General features: G+C 69.6%; 25 protein-coding genes. 21 read left to right on the top strand and 4 right to left on the bottom strand.

Translation table 11 applies throughout. The annotated features are described in order from the left end of the window. Positions 1 to 40 precede the first annotated feature (40 nt). Together ACWCP0_RS28760 and ACWCP0_RS28755 are read right to left on the bottom strand one after the other, a co-directional pair. Entirely contained in the window at positions 41 to 712 is a 672-nt protein-coding gene (locus ACWCP0_RS28760; RefSeq protein ID WP_451081680.1) for a response regulator, read from the bottom strand. A gap of 108 nt (positions 713 to 820) precedes the next feature. Further along, positions 821 to 1,876: a RecB family exonuclease gene (locus ACWCP0_RS28755; RefSeq protein WP_451081679.1), complete on the bottom strand. Its 1,056-nt coding sequence runs from the start codon at positions 1,874 to 1,876 to the stop codon at positions 821 to 823. 78 nt (positions 1,877 to 1,954) lie between these two features. Here ACWCP0_RS28755 and ACWCP0_RS28750 point away from each other — a divergent pair, with 78 nt between their 5' ends. The 3 genes from ACWCP0_RS28750 to ACWCP0_RS28740 all read left to right on the top strand — a co-directional run bounded on the left by ACWCP0_RS28750 (position 1,955) and on the right by ACWCP0_RS28740 (position 4,870). Then, positions 1,955 to 3,202, top strand: a complete 1,248-nt coding sequence (locus ACWCP0_RS28750; RefSeq protein ID WP_451081678.1) for a site-2 protease family protein — start codon at positions 1,955 to 1,957, stop codon at positions 3,200 to 3,202. Between the two features lie 18 nt (positions 3,203 to 3,220). Next, entirely contained in the window at positions 3,221 to 4,108 is an 888-nt protein-coding gene (locus ACWCP0_RS28745; RefSeq protein ID WP_451081677.1) for a tRNA (adenine-N1)-methyltransferase, read from the top strand. Positions 4,109 to 4,294: 186 nt separating this feature from the next. Then, positions 4,295 to 4,870 (top strand): hypothetical protein, encoded by a 576-nt coding sequence (locus ACWCP0_RS28740; protein ID WP_451081676.1) that lies wholly within the window; start codon positions 4,295 to 4,297, stop codon positions 4,868 to 4,870. A 15-nt stretch (positions 4,871 to 4,885) separates the two neighbouring features. Here the strand turns inward: ACWCP0_RS28740 and ACWCP0_RS28735 are convergent, their stop codons facing one another. Next, positions 4,886 to 5,164, bottom strand: a complete 279-nt coding sequence (locus tag ACWCP0_RS28735) for a ferredoxin (RefSeq protein WP_451081675.1) — start codon at positions 5,162 to 5,164, stop codon at positions 4,886 to 4,888. Positions 5,165 to 5,405: 241 nt separating this feature from the next. Here ACWCP0_RS28735 and arc point away from each other — a divergent pair, with 241 nt between their 5' ends. The 5 genes from arc (at position 5,406) to prcA (ending at position 11,151) form a co-directional block, all read left to right on the top strand. Beyond that, positions 5,406 to 7,172, top strand: coding sequence for a proteasome ATPase (gene arc / locus ACWCP0_RS28730; protein ID WP_451081674.1), 1,767 nt, complete (start codon positions 5,406 to 5,408; stop codon positions 7,170 to 7,172). Between the two features lie 274 nt (positions 7,173 to 7,446). Next, positions 7,447 to 8,958, top strand: a complete 1,512-nt coding sequence (dop, locus tag ACWCP0_RS28725) for a depupylase/deamidase Dop (RefSeq protein ID WP_451081673.1) — start codon at positions 7,447 to 7,449, stop codon at positions 8,956 to 8,958. Between the two features lie 135 nt (positions 8,959 to 9,093). Further along, positions 9,094 to 9,312, top strand: a complete 219-nt coding sequence (locus ACWCP0_RS28720; protein ID WP_451081672.1) for a ubiquitin-like protein Pup — start codon at positions 9,094 to 9,096, stop codon at positions 9,310 to 9,312. 170 nt (positions 9,313 to 9,482) lie between these two features. Further along, positions 9,483 to 10,328 carry a proteasome subunit beta gene (gene prcB / locus ACWCP0_RS28715; RefSeq protein ID WP_451081671.1) on the top strand — a complete coding sequence of 282 codons (846 nt, stop codon included), beginning with the start codon at positions 9,483 to 9,485 and terminating at the stop codon, positions 10,326 to 10,328. 52 nt (positions 10,329 to 10,380) lie between these two features. Then, the gene (gene prcA, locus ACWCP0_RS28710) at positions 10,381 to 11,151 is read left to right on the top strand and encodes a proteasome subunit alpha (RefSeq protein WP_451081670.1); all 771 of its coding nucleotides are present in this window, start codon (positions 10,381 to 10,383) and stop codon (positions 11,149 to 11,151) included. A 496-nt stretch (positions 11,152 to 11,647) separates the two neighbouring features. Here prcA and ACWCP0_RS28705 read toward each other — a convergent pair whose 3' ends face one another. Next, entirely contained in the window at positions 11,648 to 12,673 is a 1,026-nt protein-coding gene (locus ACWCP0_RS28705) for a LacI family DNA-binding transcriptional regulator (RefSeq protein ID WP_451081669.1), read from the bottom strand. Positions 12,674 to 12,802: 129 nt separating this feature from the next. Between ACWCP0_RS28705 and ACWCP0_RS28700 the strand changes: the two genes are divergently transcribed. The 13 genes from ACWCP0_RS28700 to ACWCP0_RS28640 all read left to right on the top strand — a co-directional run bounded on the left by ACWCP0_RS28700 (position 12,803) and on the right by ACWCP0_RS28640 (position 25,844). Beyond that, positions 12,803 to 14,074, top strand: coding sequence for an MFS transporter (locus tag ACWCP0_RS28700; RefSeq protein ID WP_451081668.1), 1,272 nt, complete (start codon positions 12,803 to 12,805; stop codon positions 14,072 to 14,074). A gap of 9 nt (positions 14,075 to 14,083) precedes the next feature. Continuing rightward, a complete protein-coding gene (gene pafA / locus ACWCP0_RS28695; RefSeq protein ID WP_351223953.1) occupies positions 14,084 to 15,445 on the top strand; it encodes a Pup--protein ligase in 1,362 nt (453 codons plus the stop codon). Positions 15,446 to 15,894: 449 nt separating this feature from the next. After that, positions 15,895 to 16,479: a matrixin family metalloprotease gene (locus tag ACWCP0_RS28690; protein WP_451081667.1), complete on the top strand. Its 585-nt coding sequence runs from the start codon at positions 15,895 to 15,897 to the stop codon at positions 16,477 to 16,479. A gap of 191 nt (positions 16,480 to 16,670) precedes the next feature. After that, positions 16,671 to 17,153 carry a hypothetical protein gene (locus tag ACWCP0_RS28685; protein WP_451081666.1) on the top strand — a complete coding sequence of 161 codons (483 nt, stop codon included), beginning with the start codon at positions 16,671 to 16,673 and terminating at the stop codon, positions 17,151 to 17,153. A gap of 205 nt (positions 17,154 to 17,358) precedes the next feature. Continuing rightward, positions 17,359 to 18,330, top strand: a complete 972-nt coding sequence (locus ACWCP0_RS28680; RefSeq protein WP_451081665.1) for an FKBP-type peptidyl-prolyl cis-trans isomerase — start codon at positions 17,359 to 17,361, stop codon at positions 18,328 to 18,330. 69 nt (positions 18,331 to 18,399) lie between these two features. Further along, the gene (locus tag ACWCP0_RS28675; RefSeq protein ID WP_262004066.1) at positions 18,400 to 18,774 is read left to right on the top strand and encodes an FKBP-type peptidyl-prolyl cis-trans isomerase; all 375 of its coding nucleotides are present in this window, start codon (positions 18,400 to 18,402) and stop codon (positions 18,772 to 18,774) included. A gap of 134 nt (positions 18,775 to 18,908) precedes the next feature. After that, the gene (locus ACWCP0_RS28670; protein ID WP_451081664.1) at positions 18,909 to 19,868 is read left to right on the top strand and encodes a helix-turn-helix transcriptional regulator; all 960 of its coding nucleotides are present in this window, start codon (positions 18,909 to 18,911) and stop codon (positions 19,866 to 19,868) included. Positions 19,869 to 19,885: 17 nt separating this feature from the next. Next, a complete protein-coding gene (locus ACWCP0_RS28665; protein ID WP_451081663.1) occupies positions 19,886 to 20,842 on the top strand; it encodes a helix-turn-helix transcriptional regulator in 957 nt (318 codons plus the stop codon). Between the two features lie 28 nt (positions 20,843 to 20,870). Next, a complete protein-coding gene (locus ACWCP0_RS28660) occupies positions 20,871 to 21,125 on the top strand; it encodes a hypothetical protein (protein ID WP_451081662.1) in 255 nt (84 codons plus the stop codon). Positions 21,126 to 21,165: 40 nt separating this feature from the next. Next, positions 21,166 to 21,363 carry a hypothetical protein gene (locus ACWCP0_RS28655; RefSeq protein ID WP_351223969.1) on the top strand — a complete coding sequence of 66 codons (198 nt, stop codon included), beginning with the start codon at positions 21,166 to 21,168 and terminating at the stop codon, positions 21,361 to 21,363. A gap of 208 nt (positions 21,364 to 21,571) precedes the next feature. Continuing rightward, positions 21,572 to 21,859 (top strand): Sec-independent protein translocase subunit TatA, encoded by a 288-nt coding sequence (gene tatA, locus ACWCP0_RS28650; RefSeq protein ID WP_351223971.1) that lies wholly within the window; start codon positions 21,572 to 21,574, stop codon positions 21,857 to 21,859. Between the two features lie 41 nt (positions 21,860 to 21,900). Then, the gene (tatC, locus tag ACWCP0_RS28645) at positions 21,901 to 22,851 is read left to right on the top strand and encodes a twin-arginine translocase subunit TatC (protein WP_451081661.1); all 951 of its coding nucleotides are present in this window, start codon (positions 21,901 to 21,903) and stop codon (positions 22,849 to 22,851) included. A 158-nt stretch (positions 22,852 to 23,009) separates the two neighbouring features. Further along, on the top strand, positions 23,010 to 25,844 hold the full coding sequence (locus ACWCP0_RS28640) for a DEAD/DEAH box helicase (protein ID WP_451081660.1): 2,835 nt from the start codon (positions 23,010 to 23,012) through the stop codon (positions 25,842 to 25,844). Positions 25,845 to 25,940 lie beyond the last annotated feature (96 nt).

Genomic DNA, 25,940 nt, shown 5'->3' with positions numbered 1-25,940 from the left:
GCCGCGCTCACCGCACGGCGTTCATCGGGTCGCCGCTCACTCACTGCGCGCCGGGGCGCACCAGACCGCTCTCGTACGCGTACACCGCGGCCTGCACCCGGTCCCGCAGGCCGAGCTTCGTCAGCACATGTCCCACATGCGTCTTGACCGTCGTCTCGCTGACGAACAGATCCGCGGCGATCTCCGCGTTCGACAGGCCCCGGGCGACGAGCTTGAGCACCTCGACCTCGCGCTCGGTCAGCGTGTGCAGCGTGTCCGGGACCGACTCCTCGCCGGACGGCAGATGGTCCGCGTACTTGTCGAGCAGCCGACGGGTGATGCTCGGGGCGAGCATCGCCTCACCGGCCGCCACCACACGGATCGCCTGGACCAGCTCGTTCGCGGGCGCGTCTTTCAGGAGAAAGCCGCTGGCGCCCGCCTTGAGCGCCTCCACGACGTACTCGTCGAGGTCGAAGGTGGTCAGCACCAGCACCTTCGCCGGGCCGTCCCGCCCCGGGCCGGTGATCTGCCGGGTCGCCTCCACGCCGTCCATCCGCGGCATACGGATGTCCATCAGCACCACGTCGGGCTGCAGCGCCCGCACCTGGTCCAGCGCCTGCAGGCCGTCCCCGGCCTCACCGACCACCGCGAGGTCCTGCTCCGCCTCCAGGATCATCCGGAAGCCGGTGCGCAACAGCGGTTGATCGTCGACCAGTAGGACGCGGATAGCCACGGGTTCTCCTTCGCTAGACCGCTCCCCATTCTGCCTCTGGTTCGCGGGCGGTCGTTCCGCCGGGGCGGACCGGGCGGGCACACACAGGGCCACGGTCCACGGCGACCGTCACACGGGGGGTCCCACCGGCGCCGCCGGGACCACCGGCAAGGGGTACACCGGAGGCGTCCCGCCGAACTCCGGGCACACCGACTGGTGATCGCACCACCCGCACAGCTTCGTCGGCCGCGGCCGCCAGTCACCCGTCTCCGTCGCCCGCATGATCGCCTCCCACAGCGCCAGCAGCTTGCGCTCCACCCGCTCGAGATCGGCCGTGACCGGGTCGTACGTCAGCACCTCGCCGCTGCCCAGATACACCAGCTGCAGCCGGCGGGGCACGACGCCCTTCAGCCGCCAGACGACGAGCGCGTAGAACTTCATCTGGAACAGGGCGCCCTCGCTGTACTCCGGCCGGGGCGCCTTGCCCGTCTTGTAGTCGACGATCCGCACCTCACCCGTCGGTGCGACATCGACCCGGTCGATCACTCCGCGCAGCCGGAGCCCCGACTCCAGCTCTGTCTCCACGAACATCTCGCGCTCGGCGGGCTCCAGTCGCGTCGGGTCCTCCAGCGTGAACCAGCGCTCCACCAGCTGCTCCGCCTCCGACATCCAGCGCGCCAGCCGCTCGCCGTCCGCGTCCTCCGCGAACAGCTCACCCAGCTCGGGCCTCGACTCCAGCAGCCGGTCCCACTGCCCGGGAATCAGCGACTTCGCCCGCGGAGGCGTGCGCTCCGCCGCGGGCGCGTCGAAGAGCCGCTCCAGAACGGCGTGCACGAGCGTGCCCCGCGTCGCCGCCTCGCTCGGCTTCTCCGGCAGTTTGTCGATCACCCGGAACCGGTAGAGCAGGGGGCACTGCATGAAATCGCTTGCCCGCGAGGGGGACAGCGACATCGGCGGCCTGCCCTCCGGCGCGGACGGCGGACCCTCCGGCGGGGAGGGATGGCCGTCAGCCGCCGACGGCTGGTCCTCCAGGACAGGCGGGCGGCCCTCCGCAGCGGGCGCGGGCACGCGCGCGGCAGGCGCCTGCCCCTCCGAAGCGGGCGCGCGGCCCTCCGATGCGGGCGGCTGACTCGTACTCATGACGACGACCCTACGGCCCGCCACTGACAGCGAGCGGCATACCATCGACGTCAGACCCTCTCGCCCGCAAGATCGAGCGAGCGACAAGATCGAGCGAGGCGCATCTCGCAACGAAGGGAACCCGTGAACAAGGACGAGGAGAGCGGCGAGCAGACGCGCCCGGGGTCCGGCACGGGGGGCGTGGACCCCGACAGCGGCAGGCAGCAGCGCTCCGAAGGGCCCGGCGGCGGCATCCTCATGGGCCGCCCCTTCGGTGTACCCGTGTACGTCGCCCCCAGCTGGTTCCTCGTCGCCGGCCTCATCACCTGGGTCTTCGGCGGACAGCTCGACCGGGTACTGCCCGAACTCGGCGGCGCCCGTTATCTCGTGTCGCTCTTCTTCGCCGTCGCCTTCTATGCCTCCGTGCTCGTCCACGAGCTGGCCCACACCATCGCCGCGCTCCGCTTCAAGCTGCCGGTGCGCCGCATCCAGCTCCAGTTCTTCGGCGGTGTCTCGGAGATCGAGAAGGAGGCCGAGACGCCCGGCCGCGAGTTCGTCCTCGCCTTCGTCGGACCGCTGCTCTCACTTGTCCTGGCCGGGGTCTTCTACCTCGGCATGCAGGCCGTCGCGCCCGGCACCGTCCCCGGCGTCCTGCTCGCCGGACTGATGATCTCCAACCTGATCGTCGCCGCCTTCAACCTGCTGCCCGGACTGCCGCTGGACGGCGGCCGGATGCTCCGCGCGGTCGTCTGGAAGATCACCGGCAAGCCGATGAGCGGCACCGTTGCCGCCGCCTGGATCGGCCGTGCGCTCGCCGTCGCGGTCCTGATCGGCCTCCCGCTTCTCACCCACACCGGTGTCCTCGGCAACGCCACCGAGGACATCGGCGGCATGGACACCGTCACCGACGCGCTGCTCGCCGCGATCCTCGCGGCCATCATCTGGACCGGTGCCGGCAACAGCCTGCGCATGGCCCGGCTGCGCGAGCACCTCCCCGAGCTGCGCGCCCGCACCCTCACCAGGCGCGCCGTCCCCGTCGAGTCCGACACGCCCCTCTCCGAGGCGCTGCGCCGCGCCAACGAGGCGGGGGCCCGCGCCCTCGTCGTCGTCGACGGCCACGGCGACCCGACCGCTCTGGTCCGCGAGTCGTCCATCGTCGGCGTCCCCGAGCACCGCCGCCCCTGGGTCGCCGTCAGCGGTCTCGCGCAGGAGCTCACCGACGGTATGAAGGTGCCCGCCGAACTCGCCGGAGAAGCCCTCCTCGACCGGCTCCGGGCCACACCCGCCTCGGAGTACCTGGTCGTCGAGGAGACCGGCGAGATCTACGGCGTGCTGTCGACGGCGGACGTCGAGCGCGCCTTCGTCAAGGCCATGGCAAGACCGTCCGCTTAACCCCGGTACTCTGGTCACATGTCCGAACCGACCGGTGCCGCCCGCCGTCGCGGGCCCTTCAAGGTCGGGGACCAGGTCCAGCTCACCGACCCCAAGGGACGCCACTACACGTTCACGCTCGAGGCCGGGAAGAACTTCCACACCCACAAGGGTTCCTTCCCGCACGACGAGCTGATCGGTGCTCCCGAGGGCAGTGTTGTCCGTACCACGGGAAACGTCGCCTACCTCGCGCTGCGCCCCCTGCTCCCCGACTACGTCCTGTCCATGCCCCGCGGCGCCGCCGTGGTCTACCCCAAGGACGCGGGGCAGATCCTTGCCTTCGCGGACATCTTCCCCGGCGCGCGCGTGGTCGAGGCGGGGGTCGGCTCCGGCTCGCTGAGCAGCTTCCTGCTCCGGGCCATCGGCGACGAGGGGATGCTGCACTCGTACGAGCGCCGCGAGGACTTCGCGGAGATCGCCAAGGGCAACGTCGAGCGCTACTTCGGCGGACCGCACCCCGCATGGACGCTCACCGTCGGTGACCTCCAGGACAATCTCTCGGACGCCGACGTCGACCGCGTCATCCTGGACATGCTCGCCCCCTGGGAGTGCCTGGAGGCCGTCTCCAAGGCACTCGTCCCGGGCGGCATCCTCTGCTGCTACGTGGCCACCACCACCCAGCTCGCCCGGACCGTCGAGTCCCTTCGCGAGATCGGGTGCTACGCCGAGCCGCAGCCCTGGGAGTCCATGATCCGCAACTGGCACGTCGAGGGTCTGGCCGTCCGCCCGGACCACCGGATGATCGGCCACACCGGCTTCCTCGTCACCGCCCGCCGTCTCGCGGACGGCGTGGAGCCCCCGATGCGCCGCCGCCGCCCCGCGAAGGGCGCGTACGGCGAGGACTACGAGGGCCCGAACAAGGGCTGACCGCCCATCAGGGCCCACGCCCTGAACAACGCAGTGGTGCCGCCGTCGAGTTCCCGGGACGTGCCCGGGAACTCGACGGCGGCACCTTTACGTTGACATTGCCCACCCCCCTGTTCCCGCTTCCTGTGACGTGTGGCACGATGCCTCCCACCCCCACCGGCACTGCCCTCACAGGAGACACCCCGCGTGCAGACCTCCGCGACGCTTCCGGACCTCGCGCACACGCACACCCGCCCGGTGCACTGGCTGGCCACCGCGACGGCGATGGCCGCGGTCGTTGCCGGTGCGGGACTTCTCCAGCCGGACGCCGCGAAAGCGGACCAGTCGGGCTCCGAGGTCGCCACGGCTGCCGCGCCCGCGCCGGACGCCGCAGCCGTGGAACTGCCCCTCGAGTGCGGCGGAGCCGGCACGGCGGTCGTGAAGAGGGCCTCGGGGGACCTGGACGGGGACGGCGGGGACGAGACGGCCGTGGTGGCCCGCTGCGAGGCCGGCTCGGGCACCCCGCCCAGCGGCATCTACGTCATCGCGCGGTCGTCCGCCGGACAGCCGCGCGTCGTGGCGACCCTGGTCGACCCGTCCGAGCGTCTCAGCGTCACCGACTTCGCCGTCCGTGACGGCGCGGTCACGGCGACGCTCCTCGGCTACTCCTCGCCCGACGTCCCGCGCTGCTGCCCGGACGAACGGGAGAAGGTCAAGTGGCAGTGGAGCGGCGGGAAGTTCGTGGAGTCCGTCCAGGGCGATTCCGCCACGGGCAGTGTGTGATCGGTCACCCTGCGTCTACTCCGCGTCGGGTCCGTACACCTCGATCTTGTCCGAAACGCGACGTACATGAATGCAGTCGCCCGGGCACTCCTTGGCCGAGTCGATGACATCGGTCAGCAGCGGTAGCGGCACCGGCGTTGTGGCGCCCGGCTGCTGCAACAGCGCGTCGTCCGCGCTCTTCACATAGGCCAGACCGTCGATGTCCAGCTCGAAGACCTCGGGCGCGTACTGGGCGCAGATACCGTCGCCGGTGCAGAGGTCCTGGTCGATCCAGACTTCGAGAGCCTCGTTCATGTCGCCTGCCGTTCCGCGCGGTGTGTATCAATAGGTGCCAGCCCTGACGGGTGTTGACCGTTCCGACGATACAACCGCCCGCTTTCCGATGTTGATGGGTGGGTATTCCCCTGGCGTGAGGGGCAGCGCAAGGGTGAAGATCGGACACACCCCTTCCGTCTTTGTGATCTAGGGGTTTCAATCACCACCCACCCAGGTAGGGTCAGGAAGCGTCCAGCTCCCCTTGGAGGAGGTGAGGACCGTGGCAGCCCACGACGACGACAACAACCGCGGCTTCCGGCCGGGACGGGGGTCTGAAGACCCTGCCGGTCAGGTTGCCTATCTTGAGCAGGAGATCGCCGTCCTGCGCCGCAAGCTCGCCGACTCTCCGCGTCATACGAGGATTCTCGAGGAGCGGATCGTCGAGCTGCAGACAAACCTGGCCGGCGTGTCCGCTCAGAACGAACGACTGGCGAACACGCTCCGTGAGGCCCGCGACCAGATCGTGGCCCTCAAGGAGGAGGTCGACCGGCTCGCACAGCCGCCGGCCGGCTTCGGTGTCTTCCTGCAGGCGAACGAGGACGGCACCGCCGACATCTTCACCGGGGGCCGCAAGCTCCGGGTGAACGTCAGCCCCAGCGTCGAGCTCGACGAGCTCAGGCGCGGCCAGGAAGTCATGCTCAACGAGGCGCTCAACGTGGTCGAGGCCATGGAGTTCGAGCGCACCGGGGACATCGTCACTCTCAAGGAGATCCTCGAGGACGGCGAGCGCGCCCTGGTGATCGGGCACACCGACGAGGAACGGGTGGTGCGGCTCGCGGACACGCTGCTGGACACCACCGTCCGCCCCGGCGACGCCCTGCTGCTCGAGCCCAGGTCCGGCTACGTCTACGAAGTGATCCCCAAGAGCGAGGTCGAAGAGCTCGTCCTCGAAGAGGTCCCGGACGTCGACTACGACAAGATCGGCGGTCTGGGCAACCAGATCGAGATGATCCGCGACGCGGTCGAGCTCCCGTACCTCCACCCGGACCTCTTCAAGGAGCACGAACTGCGGCCGCCGAAGGGCATCCTGCTCTACGGCCCGCCCGGCTGCGGAAAGACGCTGATCGCGAAGGCGGTCGCGAATTCCCTCGCCAAGAAGGTCGCCGAGGTGACCGGCCAGCCCGCCGGGAAGAGCTACTTCCTCAACATCAAGGGCCCCGAGCTCCTCAACAAGTACGTCGGCGAGACCGAGCGGCACATCCGCCTGGTCTTCCAGCGTGCCCGGGAGAAGGCGAGCGAGGGTACCCCCGTCATCGTCTTCTTCGACGAGATGGAATCCCTCTTCCGCACCCGCGGCTCCGGTGTCAGCTCGGACGTCGAGAACACGATCGTTCCGCAGCTGCTCGCCGAGATCGACGGTGTGGAGGGCCTCGAGAACGTGATCGTGATCGGCGCCTCCAACCGCGAGGACATGATCGACCCCGCGATCCTGAGGCCGGGCCGGCTGGACGTCAAGATCAAGATCGAGCGTCCGGACGCGGAGGCCGCGAAGGACATCTTCGCGAAGTACCTCAGGCCTTCGCTGCCGCTCCACTCGGACGATCTCGCCGAGCACACCGGCTCCAAGGACGCCGCGGTCCAGGGCATGATCCAGTCCGTCGTGGAGCAGATGTACGCCGAGTCCGAGGAGAACCGCTTCCTCGAGGTCACGTACGCCAACGGCGACAAGGAAGTCCTGTACTTCAAGGACTTCAATTCCGGCGCCATGATCCAGAACATCGTGGACCGGGCCAAGAAGATGGCCATCAAAGCCTTCCTCGACCACAACCAGAAGGGCCTCCGCGTCTCGCACCTGCTCCAGGCCTGCGTGGACGAATTCAAGGAGAACGAGGACCTGCCGAACACGACGAACCCGGACGACTGGGCCCGGATCTCCGGTAAGAAGGGCGAGCGGATCGTCTTCATCCGCACCCTTGTCACCGGAAAGCAGGGCGCGGACACCGGACGCTCCATCGACACGGTGGCGAACACCGGTCAGTACCTGTAGATCGCAGTCCGGCTGCGGATGTCCTGGGGGTCCCCCCGCCGGAGGTCAGGGGGGAGGACATCCGCAGCCGCCTGCTTTCCACCGGCCCCGGACGGGTAATCGCACCAGACAGAGCAATGACGGAATTGATCTCCCCACCAGCGCAGAGGCGTTCTAGGCTCTTCCGTACCGCCGTGTCGCGCAGTGCGGGGACGGGCACCGCACACGCACCGGAGACCGAGCGGTACTTGAGCGCCGCACCCAGACGGGAGCGCCGCCGGGCAAGGAGGGCCGCATGACCGTACGGCGAGTAATGGGTATCGAGACGGAGTACGGCATCTCCGTCCCCGGCCACCCGAACGCCAATGCCATGCTCACCTCGTCCCAGATCGTCAACGCCTACGCGGCGGCGATGCACCGGGCGCGGCGCGCCCGCTGGGACTTCGAGGAGGAGAATCCGCTGCGGGACGCCCGCGGCTTCGACCTCGCCCGCGAGGCCGCCGACTCCAGTCAGCTCACGGACGAGGACATCGGCCTGGCCAATGTGATCCTCACCAACGGGGCCAGGCTCTACGTCGACCATGCCCACCCCGAGTACAGCGCCCCCGAGGTCACCAACCCGCGTGATGCCGTCCTGTGGGACAAGGCAGGCGAGCGGATCATGGCCGAGGCCGCCGAGCGGGCCGCCCAGCTGCCCGGCGCCCAGCCGATCCACCTGTACAAGAACAACACCGACAACAAGGGCGCGTCCTACGGCACGCACGAGAACTACCTGATGAAGCGGGAGACCCCGTTCTCGGACATCGTGCGCCACCTGACGCCGTTCTTCGTGTCCCGGCAGGTCGTCACCGGTGCCGGCCGCGTGGGCATCGGCCAGGACGGCCACGAGCACGGCTTCCAGATCAGCCAGCGCGCCGACTACTTCGAGGTCGAGGTCGGCCTGGAGACCACCCTCAAGCGCCCCATCATCAACACCAGGGACGAGCCGCACGCCGACGCCGAGAAGTACCGCCGCCTCCATGTGATCATCGGCGACGCGAACCTCTCGGAGATCTCGACGTACCTCAAGCTCGGTACGACCGCGCTGGTCCTCTCCATGATCGAGGACGGCTTCATCAACGTCGACCTGGCCGTCGACCAGCCGGTCCGCACGCTGCACCAGGTCTCGCACGACCCCATGCTGCGACGACTGGTCACTCTCCGCAGCGGCCGGACGCTCACCGCCGTCCAGTTGCAGATGGAGTACTTCGAGCTCGCCCGCAAGTACGTCGAGGAGCGCTTCGGCGTCGACGCGGACGAGCAGACCAAGGACGTCCTGACCCGCTGGGAGGACACCCTCAACCGCCTCGAGAACGACCCGATGAGCCTGTCCGGGGAGCTCGACTGGATCGCCAAGCGGGAGATCCTCGAGGGCTACCGGCGCCGGGACACCCTGGACTGGGACGCGGCCCGGCTGCACCTCGTGGACCTGCAGTACGCGGACGTACGCCCCGAGAAGGGCCTGTACAACCGTCTGGTGGCCCGAGGCAAGATGAAACGGCTTCTGGACGAGTCCGACGTCGAACGGGCCAAGAGCAAGCCCCCTGAGGACACCAGGGCGTATTTCCGCGGTCGCTGCCTGGAGCAGTACGCGGACGACGTCGCCGCGGCCTCCTGGGACTCGGTGATCTTCGACCTGCCGGGTCGTGACTCTCTGCAACGGGTGCCCACGCTGGAGCCTCTGCGCGGCACCCGCAATCACGTCAAGGAGCTGCTGGACCGGTGCCGCACCGCGGAGGACCTGGTCCGGGTCCTGTCCGGAGGCTGAAATGGTCCGCGTACGGGAATCATCGAGGTGACCCCCGGACGTTGTGGAAAGTGCGGGGCCGATGTCAGACCCTGCTTGTAGGGTCTGATCTTGAGTGGGCCGAACCAAACGGGCAAACCGAGCGGGGTGAGGGATATGGCGACCAAGGACACCGGCGGCGGGCAGCAGCGTGCTCAACGCTCCACCGAGGAGGTCGAGGAGCAGACGCAGGACGCGCAGGCCTCCGAAGACCTCAAGGAGCGCCAGGAGAAGCTGTCGGACGACGTCGACTCCGTACTCGACGAGATCGACGACGTCCTCGAGGAGAACGCAGAGGACTTCGTGCGTTCCTTCGTCCAAAAGGGCGGAGAGTAACTCCTCGTAACTGCGACAGGGGTACTCCCGTTGTCCGTCCCGGTGCAGCCGGCCGCAGGGCCGTCGGCATCGGGACGGATGACCGGTGACGGCACGGGTAAGGTCCGTGCAGTGCATGCAAGATCGGCCCGGCCCAGGTGGCGGGCCGCCGCCCATTCGGAAGGAATCGCGTGGAAGCCAACCCTCGTAGCACCGGGCGTCTGCCGGCGGCCTTCCTGACGCCCGGCTCGTCCTCGTTCATGGACTTCCTGGGCGAGCACTCCCCGGACCTGCTGCCGGGCAAGCGCGTGCTCCCGCCCGTGCAGGGAGCCATCGAAGCACCGCACGGCACGACGATCGTCGCCACGTCCTTCCCGGGCGGCGTGGTCCTCGCCGGTGACCGGCGAGCGACCATGGGCAACATGATCGCCCAGCGTGACATCGAGAAGGTCTTCCCGGCGGACGAGTACTCGGCGGTGGGCATCGCCGGCACGGCCGGTCTCGCGGTCGAGATGGTCAAGCTCTTCCAGCTGGAGCTCGAGCACTTCGAGAAGGTCGAAGGCGCCCAGCTCTCCCTGGAGGGCAAGGCGAACCGTCTCTCCACGATGATCCGGAGCAATCTCGGCATGGCCATGCAGGGTCTCGCCGTGGTCCCGCTCTTCGCGGGCTGGGACGTCGACCGCGAGAAGGGCCGGATCTTCTCGTACGACGTCACGGGCGGCCGCTCCGAGGAGCACGGCTTCGCGGCCACCGGTTCCGGTTCGATCTTCGCCCGCGGAGCGATGAAGAAGCTCTACCGCGAGGACCTGACGGAGCAGCAGGCCATCACCCTCGTCGTCCAGGCGCTGTACGACGCGGCCGACGACGACTCCGCGACCGGCGGCCCGGACGTGGCCCGCCGGATCTACCCGATCGTGACCGTGATCACCGACGAGGGCTTCCGGAAGCTGACCGAGGCCGAGTCCTCCGAGGTCGCCCGCTCGATCCTGGAGCGCCGCCTCGAACAGCCCGACGGCCCGCGCGCCGCGCTGCTCTGATACCCCCTCTTCTGGAACCGACATGCCACTGACAGAAAGGGACGGATAGCCGGTGTCGACGCCGTTCTATGTCTCACCCCAGCAGGCCATGGCCGACCGGGCGGAGTACGCCCGCAAGGGCATCGCCCGCGGCCGCAGCCTGGTTGTGCTGCAGTACGCCGACGGCATCGTCTTCGTCGGTGAGAACCCGTCCCGTGCGCTGCACAAGTTCAGCGAGATCTACGACCGGATCGGCTTCGCCGCGGCCGGCAAGTACAACGAGTACGAGAACCTGCGGATCGGCGGCGTGCGCTACGCGGACCTGCGGGGCTACACGTACGACCGTGACGATGTGACGGCCCGTGGGCTCGCCAACGTCTACGCGCAGACGCTGGGCACGATCTTCTCCAGCGCGGGCGAGAAGCCGTACGAGGTGGAGCTGGTCGTCGCCGAGGTCGGCACGTCGCCCGAGGGGGACCAGATCTACCGGCTGCCGCACGACGGCTCCATCGTGGACGAGCACGGCTCGGTCGCGGTCGGCGGCAACGCGGAGCAGATCGGCAGCTTCCTCGACCAGCGGCACCGGGACGGGATGACGCTCGCCGAGGCGCTGAAGCTGGCGGTGCAGGCGCTGTCCCGCGACACCAACGGCACGGAGCGGGAGATTCCCGCGGAGCGGCTGGAGGTGGCGATCCTGGACCGCACGCGGCCGCAGCAGCGGAAGTTCAAGCGCATCGTGGGCCGGCAGCTGTCGCGTCTGCTGCAGGCGGACGATGCGGCGTCCGCGCCCACGGAGGCGCCGTCGGACACGGAGGAATCCGAGGATTCCGCCGGGGAGGCGTAGCCGCCTCCCCGGGTGCCCCACGCCCATGCCCCCGCCCCGGTCGCACACGCGGCCGGGGCGGGGGCATGGCGTTTCGGCGGTGCGGGGCTGGCGGGTGCCGTGGTCGGCGTCCGGTGTGTCCGTCCGGGGCTACCTCTGCGCCCTGCGGCGTGGGGCCCCCGGGCGGGCTCGGGGTGCGCCGGTGGGTGGTGGTGCGGGGCCCTTCCGGGCTCGCCTCCTCGAATCGGTGGGTACGGCGTCATCCGGAACGGGGAGCCGGCTTCTGCGGGGGCGACTCTGCACGGCCCGCCCCGGCCGTCCCCCGGGTGCGGGTCGTGGGCCGTTCGCCCAGTGGGTTGTGGGCAGTGGTTCCTCCCCCAGAGCTTCGCCTGGGAGGTACCAGGGTTCGCCAGGACGAAGCCCGAGGGGGAGGTGGGGGCACCCCTCCCAGGCCCGAAAGGCCTTGGGGAGGGCGAGCACAAGCCACCCTGGACCGCACTTGGCCGGCTCAGGGCAGTCAGGCCGCGGGCGGGCCCGTGGAGCCGCGGGGGACGAGGGTGACCGGGAGGTCACCCGGTGCCGGGGTGTCGCCCCGCAGGACCGCGAGCAGCGCGGACATGCCCGCCTCGCCCACGCGCTCCGCGGGGAGGCGGACCGTCGTGAGCTCCGGTTCCAGGGCCGTCGCGAGGGCCAGGTCGTCGAAGCCGGTCACCGAGACGTCCTCCGGCACCCGTAGGCCGAGCCGCCGGACCGCCTTGCACGCGCCCGCCGCCAGTATGTCGTCGTCGCAGATCAGCGCCGTGGGGCGCGGCCCGGAGCCGGCCAGAGCACGTTCGGCCGCCTCCCGCGCCCCGCTCACGTCCAGGGGCGCGGCGACGGTACGGATCGACGCCCCAGGCGCCGCCCGCAGCGCCGCGCCCAGCGCCCGGGCCCGTACTTCGAAGGTCCAGGACGGCACGGCAGACGCCAGATGGACGAAACGGCGGTGGCCGAGGCCGAGCAGATGGTCCGTCACCTGGCGCATACCGTCCGCGATGTCCAGGTTCACCTGGGCCGCCGATGCCGGATCGGACGGGTCGCTGTCGAGCATCACCAGCGGCAGATCGGTGCCCCGGATCGCGTCCAGCGCCTTAGCGGCCATCGACGAGGCGATCACCCCGTCGAGCGCGGCCCGGGCCGACGCGAAGGGGTCCTTCGCCGGTCCGACCCCCTCCGGGGAGGGGTAGAGCACCACGCCGAAATCGTGCTCGGAGGCGACGGCCGCCGCACCCGCGTACACGCGTGCGAAGAACTCGTTGGTGAGAGCGGGCACCACCAGGAGCACCGTCCGTGTGCGGCCCAGCCGCAGATTCCGGGCCGCCAGATTCGGGCGGTAGCCGAGCTCCCTGGCCGTCTGCCGGACCAGGTCCGCGGTGCGCTCGGAGACCCGGCCCCGCCACTTGCCGGCGAGCACGAGAGAGACCGTGGCCTGGGAGACACCGGCCGCCCGGGCCACGTCCTTGCTGGTCGGCCGCGCGCCGCCGGCGGGCTCCCGGGTCTGCACACTCGCCTCCGCGCGTGGTGTTGTCCGCCACGAGGGGTGGACTCGTGGCCTGCGCACATGGTACGTATGACCTGCGACGTTATACGTAAAACTTCACCTCGGGAGCGGGGTCGACCGAAAAGGCGGGACATGGCTGCGGGAGCGTCCGGGTACGCAGACATCCTCAAGGCGCCGCACGCCGCGCGCCTGCTCGCGGGCACCCTCGTCGGCCGCCTGCCGAACGCCACCGCGCATGTCGCGATCGTGCTGTTCACCCGCGCCGAGGGCGGCAGCTACACCCTCGCGGGGGCCCTCGCCGCGGTTTACGGGCTCGCCACGGCCGTCGGTCAGCCGCTGCTCGGCCGCCTCGTCGACCTGCACGGCCAGCCACGCGTCCAGTTGCCCGCCGCTGTCGTCTCCGCGCTCGGCATGGTGCTGTTCGCCGTGGCCGGCACCACCCCGCTGCCGCTGGCGTACGCGGCCGTCGCCGTCGCCGGGCTCTTCACCCCGCCGCTCGAAGGCGGTCTGCGTGCGCTCTGGCCGGACGTTCTCGGCCGTCGCGAGGACCGCGTCCACCGTGCCTACGCCATGGACGCGATCGCCCAGGAAGTCATGTTCACCATCGGACCGTTGCTGGTGACGCTGCTCGTCTGGCTGTTCTCGCCCGCCGCGGCGCTCCTGGTCATCAACGCCGTCGGAGTCGCCGGCGCGCTGTCCGTGGTGCTCTCCGAGCCGTCCAGGACCTGGCGCTCCGCCCCCCGTGAGGCCCACTGGCTGGGCGCTCTGCGCTCGCCCGGGCTGCTCGCGCTGCTCGGCTCGTTCTTCTTCGTCGGCCTCGCCCTCGGCTCCATCACCGTCGCCGGTGTCGCGTACGCCGACGACCACGGCCGCGCCTCTGCGTACGGCTGGCTGATGGCCGCCCTCGGCCTCGGCGCCCTCGTCGGCGGTGCCGTCTACGGCGCCCGCCAGTGGGCAGGCGCCCCCGAGCGGCGGCTGCGGGTCATCGTGGGCCTGCTCGCCATCGGCTATCTGCCGCTCGTGTTCACCCCTGGTGTCGCCGCGATGACCGCCCTGTGTGCCGTCGCCGGAGTGTTCCTGGCGCCCGCCATCGCGTGCGCGTTCATCGTCGTCGACCGGCACGCCCCCCGGGGCACCGTCACCGAGGCGTTCTCCTGGCTCGTGACCACGTTCGGCGTCGGCGCGGCCGTGGGAACGGCCGCCGCGGGCCCCGCGGTGGAACTCGGCGGGACCGTCGCAGGTTTTGCCGTCGCAGGCGCCGGCGGGCTCGCCGCACTGCTCGTTCTGCTGGGCACCGGACGGGTCCTCGCAGCTCCCGGCCGCAGCGAACACATCGCGTCAGGGGATGAAAATGATCGAAGTGGTGCTGTCGAACCCGGTTTCAGCTCAGGCCATCAGGCGTAATGTTCAGTCATGGACCGCCGCATTTTCGGGCTGGAGAACGAGTACGGCGTCACGTGCACGTTCAGGGGACAGCGCCGACTGTCTCCTGACGAAGTGGCGCGCTACCTCTTCCGCCGTGTTGTGTCATGGGGCCGCAGCAGCAATGTCTTCCTGCGCAATGGGGCCCGCCTCTACCTCGACGTGGGCTCGCATCCGGAGTACGCGACTCCGGAATGCGACAACGTGACCGAGCTGGTCACCCACGACAAGGCGGGCGAGCGCATCCTCGAAGGCCTGCTCGTCGACGCCGAACGCCGCCTGCACGAGGAGGGAATCGCGGGCGACGTCTACCTCTTCAAGAACAACACCGATTCGGCGGGAAACTCCTACGGCTGCCACGAGAACTACCTCGTCGCCCGCCACGGAGAGTTCTCCCGGCTCGCGGACATCCTCATTCCGTTCCTCGTCACCCGGCAGCTGCTCTGCGGTGCCGGAAAGGTGCTGCAGACCCCGCGTGGCGCGGTCTACTGCGTCAGCCAGCGCGCCGAGCACATCTGGGAGGGCGTCAGTTCCGCCACCACCCGCTCCCGTCCCATCATCAACACCCGCGACGAGCCGCACGCCGACGCCGAGCGCTACCGCCGGCTGCACGTCATCGTGGGCGATTCGAACATGTCCGAGACGACCATGCTGCTCAAGGTCGGCGCCACCGACCTCGTGCTGCGCATGATCGAGGCGGGCACGGTGATGCGGGATCTGACGCTGGAGAACCCCATTCGGGCGATCCGCGAGGTCAGCCACGACATCACGGGCCAGCGCAAGGTGCGCCTGGCGAGTGGCCGCGAGGCCTCCGCGCTCGAGGTCCAGCGGGAGTACTACGAGAAGGCCGTGGACTTCGTCGACCGCCGCGGCATCCGCACGGGCACGGTCGCGCAGGTTCTCGAACTGTGGGGCCGCACCCTCGACGCGATCGAGGAGGAGGACCTCGACAGGATCGGCACCGAGATCGACTGGGTGATGAAGTACAAGCTCATCGAGCGGTACCGGGCCAAGCACAACATGACGATGTCGCACCCCCGGGTCGCCCAGATAGACCTCGCCTACCACGACATCCACCGCCGCCGCGGGCTCTACTACCTCCTGGAGAAGAGGGGCCAGGCGGCCCGGATCTGCAACGACCTCAAGATCTTCGAGGGCAAGTCCGTGCCCCCGCAGACCACCAGGGCACGGCTGCGCGGCGACTTCATCCGCCGCGCCCAGGAGCAGCGGCGCGACTTCACGGTCGACTGGGTGCACCTCAAGCTCAACGACCAGGCGCAGCGCACCGTGTTGTGCAAGGACCCCTTCCGGTCGGTCGACGACCGGGTGGAGAAGCTGATCGCCGGCATGTAGCCGGCGGGGTGGCGAAGCCGCCCGGTGTCCGGGGACGTATTCCGTCCCCGGACACCGGGCGGCTTTTTACGTGAGAGACATATCACGCGGTTCCGTGGTGTCCCAGGGGCGGAATTCCCTATTCCAGGAATGGACCGCTGGAGACGTCGCATAGGAAAAGTGGCAAAAGGGTAATGCGGGCCATGGATCCCATAGCACGGTACCCAGGATCGGTGCGTGGCGTTTTCCCCCGCAGCAGGGCCGTGAGGAGCCGGGCCGAAGAGAGGGCTTGCTAGCATCCCTCCGCGGTCAAATCGCTTGTGCGGAAACGGAATTGGGGTGTTGGGCCCACCGTCCGCCGGGCGGGAGGACCGGTTCGGATCTGAGCGAACAAGGGGGAATCAATGTCAATCAGCCGAATAACTCAGCTGCCTGCCCTGAGGGGAGGACGTAAGGCATGCGCACTCGGCATGGCCGGGACCGTCCTCGCGACCGCCCTCGTGGGAATGGCCGCATCGCCGGCGTCGGCGTACTGCACTTCCGGCATGGTGAAGTGGCAGTCTTCCGGGACCAAGTCGCTGGCCGCGAACACCAACTTCCCGAGCGTCCTCAGGACCGGCCTCAAGAACGGCCTGACCCAGTGGAACCGCAGCGGCTCCGGCCTGCGCTACGCCGCGCCCACCTACACGAGCGGATGGCAGATCTACACCTTCCGCGCCTCGCACAGCTACTCCAGCCTGATGGGCACGGCGCCCGGCTACGCCGCGACACAGCGGGTCGGCAGCCGGCACACGGGCGGCACGCTCTACCTCTCCAACCGGTACATCTGGGTGAACGGCAGTCAGAACATCAGCAACGGAAGGGCCGACGTCCAGACCGTCGTCGTGCACGAGGTCGGACACTTCACCGGCCTCGCCCACCCGTGGCGGCCGCACTGCACCGATGGCACCGCCTACACCACGGCCGAGAAGAACTCGGTCATGACCGCCATCGACACCGGAACCCGGCGCAGTCTCAACAGCGACGACGTCGCCGGCGTCACGCGCCTTTACTGAACGGGGGAGAAAGAGAAATGAGTGGTACGAAGCGTTTCCGTGCCCGTGTGGGCTCGTCAGTGGCCGTCGCGGTGATGGCCCTGGGTGTTTCCGCGTGCTCCGGATCCGGGAATTCGACCGGGGCAGCTGCCCCGAAGGCCGATTCCGGGAAATCCTCCGAGATCCGTGTCGTCGAAGCACACTCCTACAAGGTGGACAGCGCTCCCGCCGCGGCGGTCGCGTCCCCGCTGAACGAGAATGTCTTCGAGGGGACCGTGGTCTCGCGGCGCCCCGATGTCCGTGTGACGGACAAGCTGGACGACGGGTCGGTCTTCGAGGCCGTCTACACGCCGGTCGTCGTGCGGGTGGACACCGTCCACAAGGGCGGTCTCAAGCCCGGATCGAATGTCGTGGTGCGCTCCCTGGGCGGTGTCGCGGACGGGGTGAAGTACGTGACCGAGGAGGCTCCGGCCAAGGAGACCTTCGCCGAGGGACACGAGCTCCTGGTCTTCGCCGGGATCAGGGAAGCGGTGGACTCGGAGTCCACCCCGGCCGTCACACCGCACTTCGTGTACCTGGAGTCGGGCGCGCAGCTGGTGGACGCGACCTACGCCTCCGGTGCGGCGGACGGCAGTGCGCCGGGCCGGCTGGGCAAGGCCGAGTTCGCGGCCGAGCTCCGCTCCCTGAAGAGCTGACCACGCCTCACCGTCCGTACCGAGCCGTCTCCCGCCCTACGGCCCTGAGGGTGCCGTCCGCCGGCACGGCCTGCACGGTGGTCCGTTCCCTGCCCGCTCCGGGTGGGGAACGGACCGTTCTGCGTGGCGAAGGCTCGAGGGCCGGGCCGACGGCACACCGTAGAGTGGCGGCCACTGCCCATGGCCTCGACTCCCAGTTGGACTGATGAACTACAACACCAAGCGACGTATCGCTTCCCTGCTGGCCGTGCCCGCCCTGCTGTTCACCGGCGCGTGCGGGTCGGACTCGACGAACGACTCGGCGGCAGGTGTGGCCGAGGTCAAGGGGAAGATCGGGGAGAAGCCCGAGATCACCGTTCCCAAGGACGCAAAGCCCTCCGACGAGACCGTCGTGAAGACCGTCACCGAGGGCAGCGGACCCGAGGCCGCCAAGGGCGACTTCGTCCGGCTGGACTACACCGTGCGCAAGTGGGACGACCCGGCCGACCTCGGCGGGACCTTCCCCGCGCAGGGCAGCGGCGACCAGCCGCACCGCCAGCCCGTGGAGCGTGTCGGTCAGCCGAGCCAGGTCCTGCCCGCGAAGGTCCTGGACTCCGTGGAGGGACAGAAGGCCGGCAGCCGGGTGCTGGTCCAGGGCACCGCGGGCGATCTGATCGGCCAGAACCTCAACCCTCAGTCGGGCATCACCGCCAAGGACACCCTGGTGTGGGTCGTCGACCTGGCCGGTGCCGCGAAGGTCGACCCCAAGGCCGAGGTCAAGGGCACGCAGGCGGCCCCCGCGCCGGGCATGCCCACCGTGGACGCCCCGTCCCAGAAGCCGGCAACCATCACGATCCCCAAGGGCGTCAAGGCCCCGGCGGAGCTGAAGGAGCAGGTGCTGATCAAGGGTTCCGGCGCGAAGGTCGAGGCGGGTCAGGGCCTGATCGCGCAGTACACCGGCGTCAAGTGGGAGGACGGCCAGAAGTTCGACTCCTCCTGGGACCACGGTGGCGCGACCGGCTTCCAGATCGGCACCGGGTCCGTGGTCGAGGGCTGGGACAAGGGCCTGGTCGGCAAGAACATCGGTGACCGGGTCCTGCTGGTCATTCCGCCCTCGCTCGGCTACGGCGCGGACCCGTCCAACGCACTCGCCAAGAACACGCTGGTCTTCGTCGTCGACATCGTCGGCGCGGTCTGAGGCGCGGTCCGACGGCTGATCTGTGAGACTGTCCCGGTTGCGAAGTTCATCAGTTTGAGGAGCACAGCAGTGAGCATCGAGAAGCCCGAGATCGACTTCCCGGGCGGCGAGCCGCCGGCCGACCTGGAGATCAAGGACATCTGGGAAGGCGACGGCCCCGAGGCCAAGGCCGGCGACACCGTCTCCGTGCACTACGTGGGCGTGGCCTTCTCCACCGGTGAGGAATTCGACGCTTCCTGGAACCGCGGCACCCCGCTGCAGTTCCAGCTCGGTGTCGGCCAGGTCATCCAGGGCTGGGACAAGGGCGTGCAGGGCATGAAGGTCGGCGGCCGCCGCCAGCTGACCATCCCCGCGCACCTCGCGTACGGGGACCGCGGCGCCGGTGGCGGCCGCATCGCCCCGGGCGAGACGCTGATCTTCGTCTGCGACCTGGTCGCGATCTGATCGCAACCGGTTCCCAACCGGTCACAGTGGGGCCCGTGCCTGTCCAGGCATGGGCCCCGCGCTTTTGCCACGACGCTCCGTAGCGGTAGGTTCAACGATCAGAAGATGTGCGAGGAAGGGCGGGTAGGGCGTCGATGGCCATTGCCAAGGCCGAGCGGCTGATGAACCTGGCGCTGTGTCTGCTCGGGACGCGGCGGCCGCTCAGCAAGCGCGAGCTGCGCGGCTCCATCGAGGCCTACCTGGAGGCGGGGAACGACGAGTCGTTCAACCGCATGTTCGAGCGCGACAAGGACGATCTGCGCGAACTCGGCCTGGTCATCGCCACCGTGGAGAACCTCGACGGTGAGACCGGCTATCTCGCCCGCCGCGACTCCAATCGCCTCCCGCCCATCACCCTCGACGCCGAGGAGGCCGCCGCCCTCGGCCTCGCCGCCAAGGTCTGGCAGCAGGCCCGCCTCGCCGGAGCGGCCAGCGGAGCCCTGCAGAAACTGCGCGCCGCCGGGATGCCGGAGGCCGAGGACTCGTACGACGCGGCCCAGCACAGCGCCCTCGAGCCGCGCATCCCCGTCCACGAGTCCGCGTTCGAGCCGCTGATGCTCGCCTGCCGCGACCGCCGGGCCGTCGTCTTCGACTACCGCAAGTCCAATGCCGTACGCCCTGAGACCCGCCATGTCGAGCCCTGGACGCTCGAGTGCTGGCGCGGCCACTGGTACCTCGCGGGTTGGGACCGCGACCGTGGCGCCGAGCGGGTCTTCCGGCTCTCCCGGATCACCGGGCGCGTACGCTCCCGTGCCGGCTCCTTCACCGCGCCCGTGCCCGATGTGGTCACCGTGCGCGAGACCGTCGAGAGCTGGGCGGGGGAGACCGCGACCCGTTCCGCGCTGATCAGGCTGCGCGCGGAGGCCGGCTATCCGCTGCGCGCCCGGGCCACCTCCGTACGGGAACTGGGCGACGGTTGGGACGAGTTGGAGATTCCGTACGGGCACGGGCTGGACGCCTGGCTCGTCGAGTTCGGCCCGGACGTCGTCGTACTGGAACCCGCGGATCTGCGGGCCGATGTGGTGGACCGGCTGCGTGCCGTGGCCAAGGGCTGAGGGGGAGTCGGACAACCATGGCCGCGAATGCCATCGACCAGACCCGGCGGATGCTCTCGCTGGTGACGTATCTGCGCGAGCGCCCCGGCGCGCGCGTCGGGGACGTCGCCCGGGCCTTCGGGATCACCGAGGACGAGCTGATCTCCGACCTCGACGTGCTGCCCATGTGCGGGACCAGCTTCCGCGGCGGTGATCTCCTCGACATCGACACCGACGGCGACCGGATCTGGTGGCACAACCCGGACGACGTCGCCGAGGCGCTGCGGCTGGCCGCCGACGAGGCGACCGCGCTGCTGGTCGCCGCTCGGGCCGTCGCCACCCTGCCCGGTCTGCGCGAGGGCGACCGCGAGGCGCTGCTGCGGGCCACCGCCAAGCTGGAGGCCGCGGCCGGGGAGGCGGCGGGCGCCAGTTCGCGCCTCTCGGTGACCTTCGAGTCCGAAGGCGGCGTCTTCGCCGAGGTCGACCGGGCGATCTCCGAGCGTCGCAGGCTGTGGCTGCGCTACTACTCCCCGTCCCGCGACGAGCTCACCGAGCGCGAGGTCGACCCGATCCGCCTCTTCGCCGTCGGCCACACGTACATGGAGGCCTGGTGCTACCTCTCCGAGGCGCGCCGGACCTTCCGCCTCGACCGGGTCGCGGAGATCCGGCTCCTGGACGAGCCGTCCGCGCCGCCGGAGATCGAGCTGAGGGACCTGTCGGAGGGGCTGGTCCAGCCGTCGGCCGACGACCCCGAGGTCGTGGTCGAGGTCGGGCCGGGCGGCCGCTGGGTCGCCGAGTACTACCCGCACGACAGCGCGGAGGAGCTGCCCGAGGGCGGCCTGCGGATCGCCCTGCGCACCCCCGACCCGGCATCGCTGCGGCGGCTCGCGCTGCGGCTCGGGCGGGACGGCCGGATCGTCTCCCCGCCGGACCTCGCGGACAGCGCCCGGCGGGCGGCGCGCGAGGCACTGACCGCGTACAACGGCCAGGACTGACCACCGGGATCGAGGAGAAGTGAGGGATATGCCCGCTCTGTCGGAGATCTCGATGCCCAGGGTCCCGGTCCTGTTCAAGGCCGCCTGCCCCGACTGCCGCGCCCGCTTCGAGCTCTCGGCCGGCGCGCTGCGACTGGCCATCGGCGCGAGCCGGCGGACCACCTTCTACTCCTTCACGTGCCCCGAGTGCGGGGCGGCGGTGCGCAAGCCCGCGAGCGAGCGGATCGTGGAACTGCTCACCGGCGGCGGTGTGCGGACGCTGCGCCTCCACTCCACCCTCTGAATGCCCCTGCCGGCCTCCTCCGACCTCTAGGCTCTGCACCATGTTCTGGCCCATGCTCGCCATCGCCCTCGGATTCCTCGGGATCGCCGTCCTCGGCGTCCTCGGCATCAGGGTCTTCCTGGAGGCCCAGCGCCTCGGCCGCCAAGTGGCCAGGACCACAGCGCTGATCCATGACGCGGCCGAAGAGCTGGAAGAGTCCGCGACCAGGCTGGCGCGGACCGGCGAGGCCTTGCGATAGCGGGCGCGGTCTCCTGCCGAACAGGCCTGCGAGGTAGGCTTCCGATGGCGGGCCGGGCTCAGGTGCGGGTCGCAAGTGTGAGTATGCACAGCCATTGCCCTGCGTTTACTCCGGCGGGTTACGATCGCTGCATCGTGGTGATCGGACGACTGTCCGACCGAGCGGACAGCCCCGCCCCTCAGCCGCCTCAGTGAGAAGGAAGTCGCACATGATCGGCAATCTGAAGCCCCTTGAGATCCTTCTGATCGTCGTGGTCATCCTGTTGCTGTTCGGTGCCAAGAAGCTCCCTGACATGGCTCGTTCGCTCGGCAAGTCCGCTCGCATCCTCAAGAGCGAAGCGAAGGCGATGAAGAAGGACGACGAGACGTCGGCCCCGACCGCCACCACCGAGCAGACCGCTCAGCAGCAGGACGCGCCTCGCACGATCCAGGCCGCTCCCGGGGACGTGCAGAGCAGCCGTCCGGTCTCCGAGCCGAACCGCACGACGCAGAGCTGACCTGATTCCCCGACGGTTTTCGCACGAGACGAGGAAGTGGGTTGCTCAAGTCTGCCCGCAAGCAGGAGAAGGACACCGAGGGGCGGATGCCCCTCGGAGAGCACCTGCGTGAGCTGCGCAACCGGCTGATGAAGTCGGTTCTGGCGATCGTGGTGGTCACGATCGTCGCGGCCTTCTTCCAGAAGGAGATCTTCGAGTTCCTGATGCGGCCGATCCTCGAATCGGTCGGCTGCGTGGACGGCGCGAACAGCATGCGCAACGGCAGGCCCTGCGCGGAAATGACCACGCAGGGACTCCTTTCCCCGTTCACGATCGCGCTCAAGGTCGCCCTGATGACCGGTGTGCTGGCAGCGACACCGATCTGGCTGTACCAGCTCTGGGGCTTCGTCGCCCCGGGCCTGCACACGCACGAGAAGCGCTACGCCCTCAGCTTCGTCGCCTTCGGCGTCCCGCTCTTCCTGGGTGGTGCCTACCTCGCGTACTCGATCCTTCCGCAGACCGCGGAGATCATGCTCAGCTTCACGCCGGAAGGCGCGCAGAACCTGCTGCCGCTCGACGACTACCTGGACCTGATCACCCGCATGGTGATCGTCTTCGGTGCCGCCTTCGAACTGCCCCTGCTGCTCATCCTGCTCAACCTGACCGGGGTCCTCAGCGGCAGGCGCATGCTCGGCTGGTGGCGCGGAATGATCATCGGGCTCACCGCCTTCGCGGCGATCGCGACCCCGGGCGGTGAGCCGATCTCCATGCTGCTGCTGGCCGGACCGCTCGCCGTCCTGTACTTCTTCGCCGTCGGCTTCTCCTTCGTGAACGACGCACGGCGCCGGCGCAAGAATACGGACGCCGCGCTCAGCGACGACGAGGCCGCCGACCTCGACCTCACGCCCGAGTCCGTCGGGGCCGTCGAGCCCGTCCCCGCTCCGCGCGCGTTGCCCGAGCAGGCAAGTGGCCAGGACCGGGACCGGATCAACGGGTACGACGACATCACATGACCGTGGTGCCTGCCCGTCGCGGCGGGCACAGGACGCGGCCGGCTGCGCACACGGTGTGCATCCGGCCGCGTCGTATGCGCGCGCTCACAGTGGGTCGGTTCATCGTCGATTAAAGATCGCGCCCACTGTCGGAGGGGGCGGGTAGTCTCGACAACAAGATGACAGAGGACCTCTCACCAGCTGAGCGATACGCAGCTGCTCGGACGCGCGCCGCCGAGCAGGCCACGGCACTCGCTCCATTCCGCGAGCTGTACGAGTTCGATCTGGATCCGTTCCAGATCGAGGCCTGCCAGGCCCTGGAGGCGGGCAAGGGTGTGCTCGTTGCGGCGCCCACCGGGTCGGGCAAGACCATCGTGGGCGAGTTCGCCGTGCACCTCGCACTGGCCCAGGGGCGCAAGTGTTTCTACACGACGCCCATCAAGGCGCTGTCCAACCAGAAGTACTCGGACCTGGTGCGGCGGTACGGCCCGGAGAAGGTCGGCCTCCTCACCGGTGACAACAGCGTCAACTCCGATGCGCCGGTGATCGTCATGACCACCGAGGTCCTGCGCAACATGCTGTACGCGGGCTCCCAGGCGCTCCGTGGTCTCGGCTACGTCGTCATGGACGAAGTGCACTACCTCTCGGACCGCTTCCGCGGCGCCGTCTGGGAAGAAGTGATCATCCACCTCCCCGACTCCGTGACCCTCGTGTCCCTTTCGGCCACCGTGTCCAACGCCGAGGAGTTCGGTGACTGGCTGGACACGGTCCGTGGTGACACCGAGGTGATCGTCTCGGAGTCCCGCCCCGTGCCGCTGTGGCAGCACGTGCTCGCCGGACGGCGGATGCACGACCTCTTCGAGGAGGAGACCGACCACGGCGGCCGCGGTGCGTCCCGGCGTGAGGTCAACCCCGATCTGGTCCGCCTGGCCCGCACGGAGAACTCGCGGACGTACAACCCGCGCGACCGCCGCCGCGGCAAGATGGTCCGCGAGGCCGACCGCGAGCGCGAGCGGCGTCAGCGCAGCCGGATCTGGACTCCGTCCCGGCCGGAGGTCATCGAGCGGCTCGACGCCGAGAGCCTGCTGCCCGCGATCACGTTCATCTTCAGCCGGGCCGCCTGCGAGGCCGCCGTCCAGCAGTGCCTGTCCGCGGGACTGAGGCTCAACGACGAGGAGGCGCGCCAGAAGGTGCGCGAGATCGTCGAGGAGCGCACGGCCTCCATCCCCGGCGAGGACCTCCATGTGCTCGGCTACTACGAGTGGTTGGAGGGGCTGGAGCGGGGCATAGCCGCGCACCACGCCGGAATGCTCCCCACCTTCAAGGAAGTTGTCGAAGAGCTCTTCGTCCGCGGCCTCGTCAAGGCCGTCTTCGCCACCGAGACCCTCGCCCTCGGCATCAACATGCCCGCCAGGTCGGTGGTGCTGGAGAAGCTCGTCAAGTGGAACGGCGAGCAGCACGCCGACATCACCCCCGGCGAGTACACCCAGTTGACCGGCCGCGCGGGTCGCCGGGGCATCGACGTCGAGGGCCACGCGGTGGTGCTGTGGCAGCGCGGGATGGACCCGGACGCGCTCGCGGGCCTCGCCGGCACGCGTACGTATCCACTCCGCTCCAGCTTCAGGCCGTCGTACAACATGGCCGTGAATCTGGTGCAGCAGTTCGGCCGGCACCGCTCGCGCGAGCTGCTGGAGACGTCCTTCGCGCAGTTCCAGGCGGACAAGTCGGTCGTCGGCATTTCGCGGCAGGTGCAGAGGAACGAGGAAGGCCTTGAGGGCTACCGGGAGGGCATGACCTGCCACCTCGGCGACTTCGAGGAGTACGCGCGCCTGCGGCGCGAGCTCAAGGACCGCGAGACCGAGCTGGCCAAGCAGGGCGCGACGCAGCGCAGGGCGGCCGCGGCCGGTTCACTGGAGAAGCTCAAGCCGGGCGACGTCATCCATGTTCCGACGGGCAAGTTCGCGGGTCTCGCGCTGGTGCTGGATCCGGGTCTGCCCGCCGGCCGTTCCAACGGCCACCGGGGCGGCTTCGAGTACCACGACGGGCCGCGGCCTCTCGTGCTGACCGCCGAGCGGCAGGTCAAGCGGCTCGCGTCGATGGACTTCCCGGTGCCCGTGGAGCCGCTCGAGCGGATGCGGATCCCCAAGTCCTTCAACCCGCGCTCGCCGCAGTCGCGGCGCGATCTGGCGTCCGCACTGCGCACCAAGGCCGGGCACATCGTGCCCGACCGCCACCGCAAGCAGCGCTCCGAGGCCGCGGACGACCGGGAGATCACCCGCCTGCGCAAGGACATCCGCGCTCACCCCTGCCATGGGTGCGACGAGCGCGAGGACCACGCCCGTTGGGCCGAGCGCTACCACCGGCTGCAGCGGGACACCCACCAGCTGGAGCGCCGTATCGAAGGCCGTACGAACACGATCGCCCGGACCTTCGACCGCATCGTCGGCCTGCTGACCGAGATGGACTACCTCCGTGGCAACGAGGTCACGGAGCACGGCAAGCGGCTGGCACGGCTGTACGGCGAGCTGGACCTGCTGGCCAGCGAGTGCCTGCGCGAGCGGGTCTGGGAGGGGCTGAACCCGGCCGAACTGGCCGCGTGCGTCTCCGCGTTGGTGTACGAGGCCCGGCAGGCCGACGACGCGGTGGCGCCGAAGCTGCCGTCGGGGAAGGCCAAGGCCGCGCTGGGCGAGATGGTGCGGATCTGGGGCCGGCTGGACGCGCTCGAAGAAGAGTTCAAGATCAACCAGGCGGAAGGGGTCGGACAGCGCGAGCCCGATCTCGGCTTCGCATGGGCCGCGTACCAGTGGGCCTCGGGCAAGGGCCTCGACGAGGTGCTGCGCGAGGCGGAGATGCCCGCGGGCGACTTCGTGCGGTGGTGCAAGCAGGTCATCGACGTGCTCGGCCAGGTCGCGGCTGCCGCGCCGGGCGGTGAGGGCACAACGGTGGCGCGCAGCGCCCGCAAGGCGGTCGACGGGCTGCTGCGCGGTGTCGTGGCCTACAGCTCGGTGGGCTAGAGGCAACGCCGTTCAGTTAGGCGTGGGGGCTGTTCGTCAAGGCCGGGGAGCAAGGCAGCGGAGCTGCTGTAGAAGAGGTCTGTCACTCCAAGACAT

This window comes from Streptomyces sp. NPDC001970, from assembly GCF_053594115.1.
The sequence above is the reverse complement of the archived record's forward strand: the minus strand, read 5'-3'. Positions and strand labels throughout refer to the sequence as shown.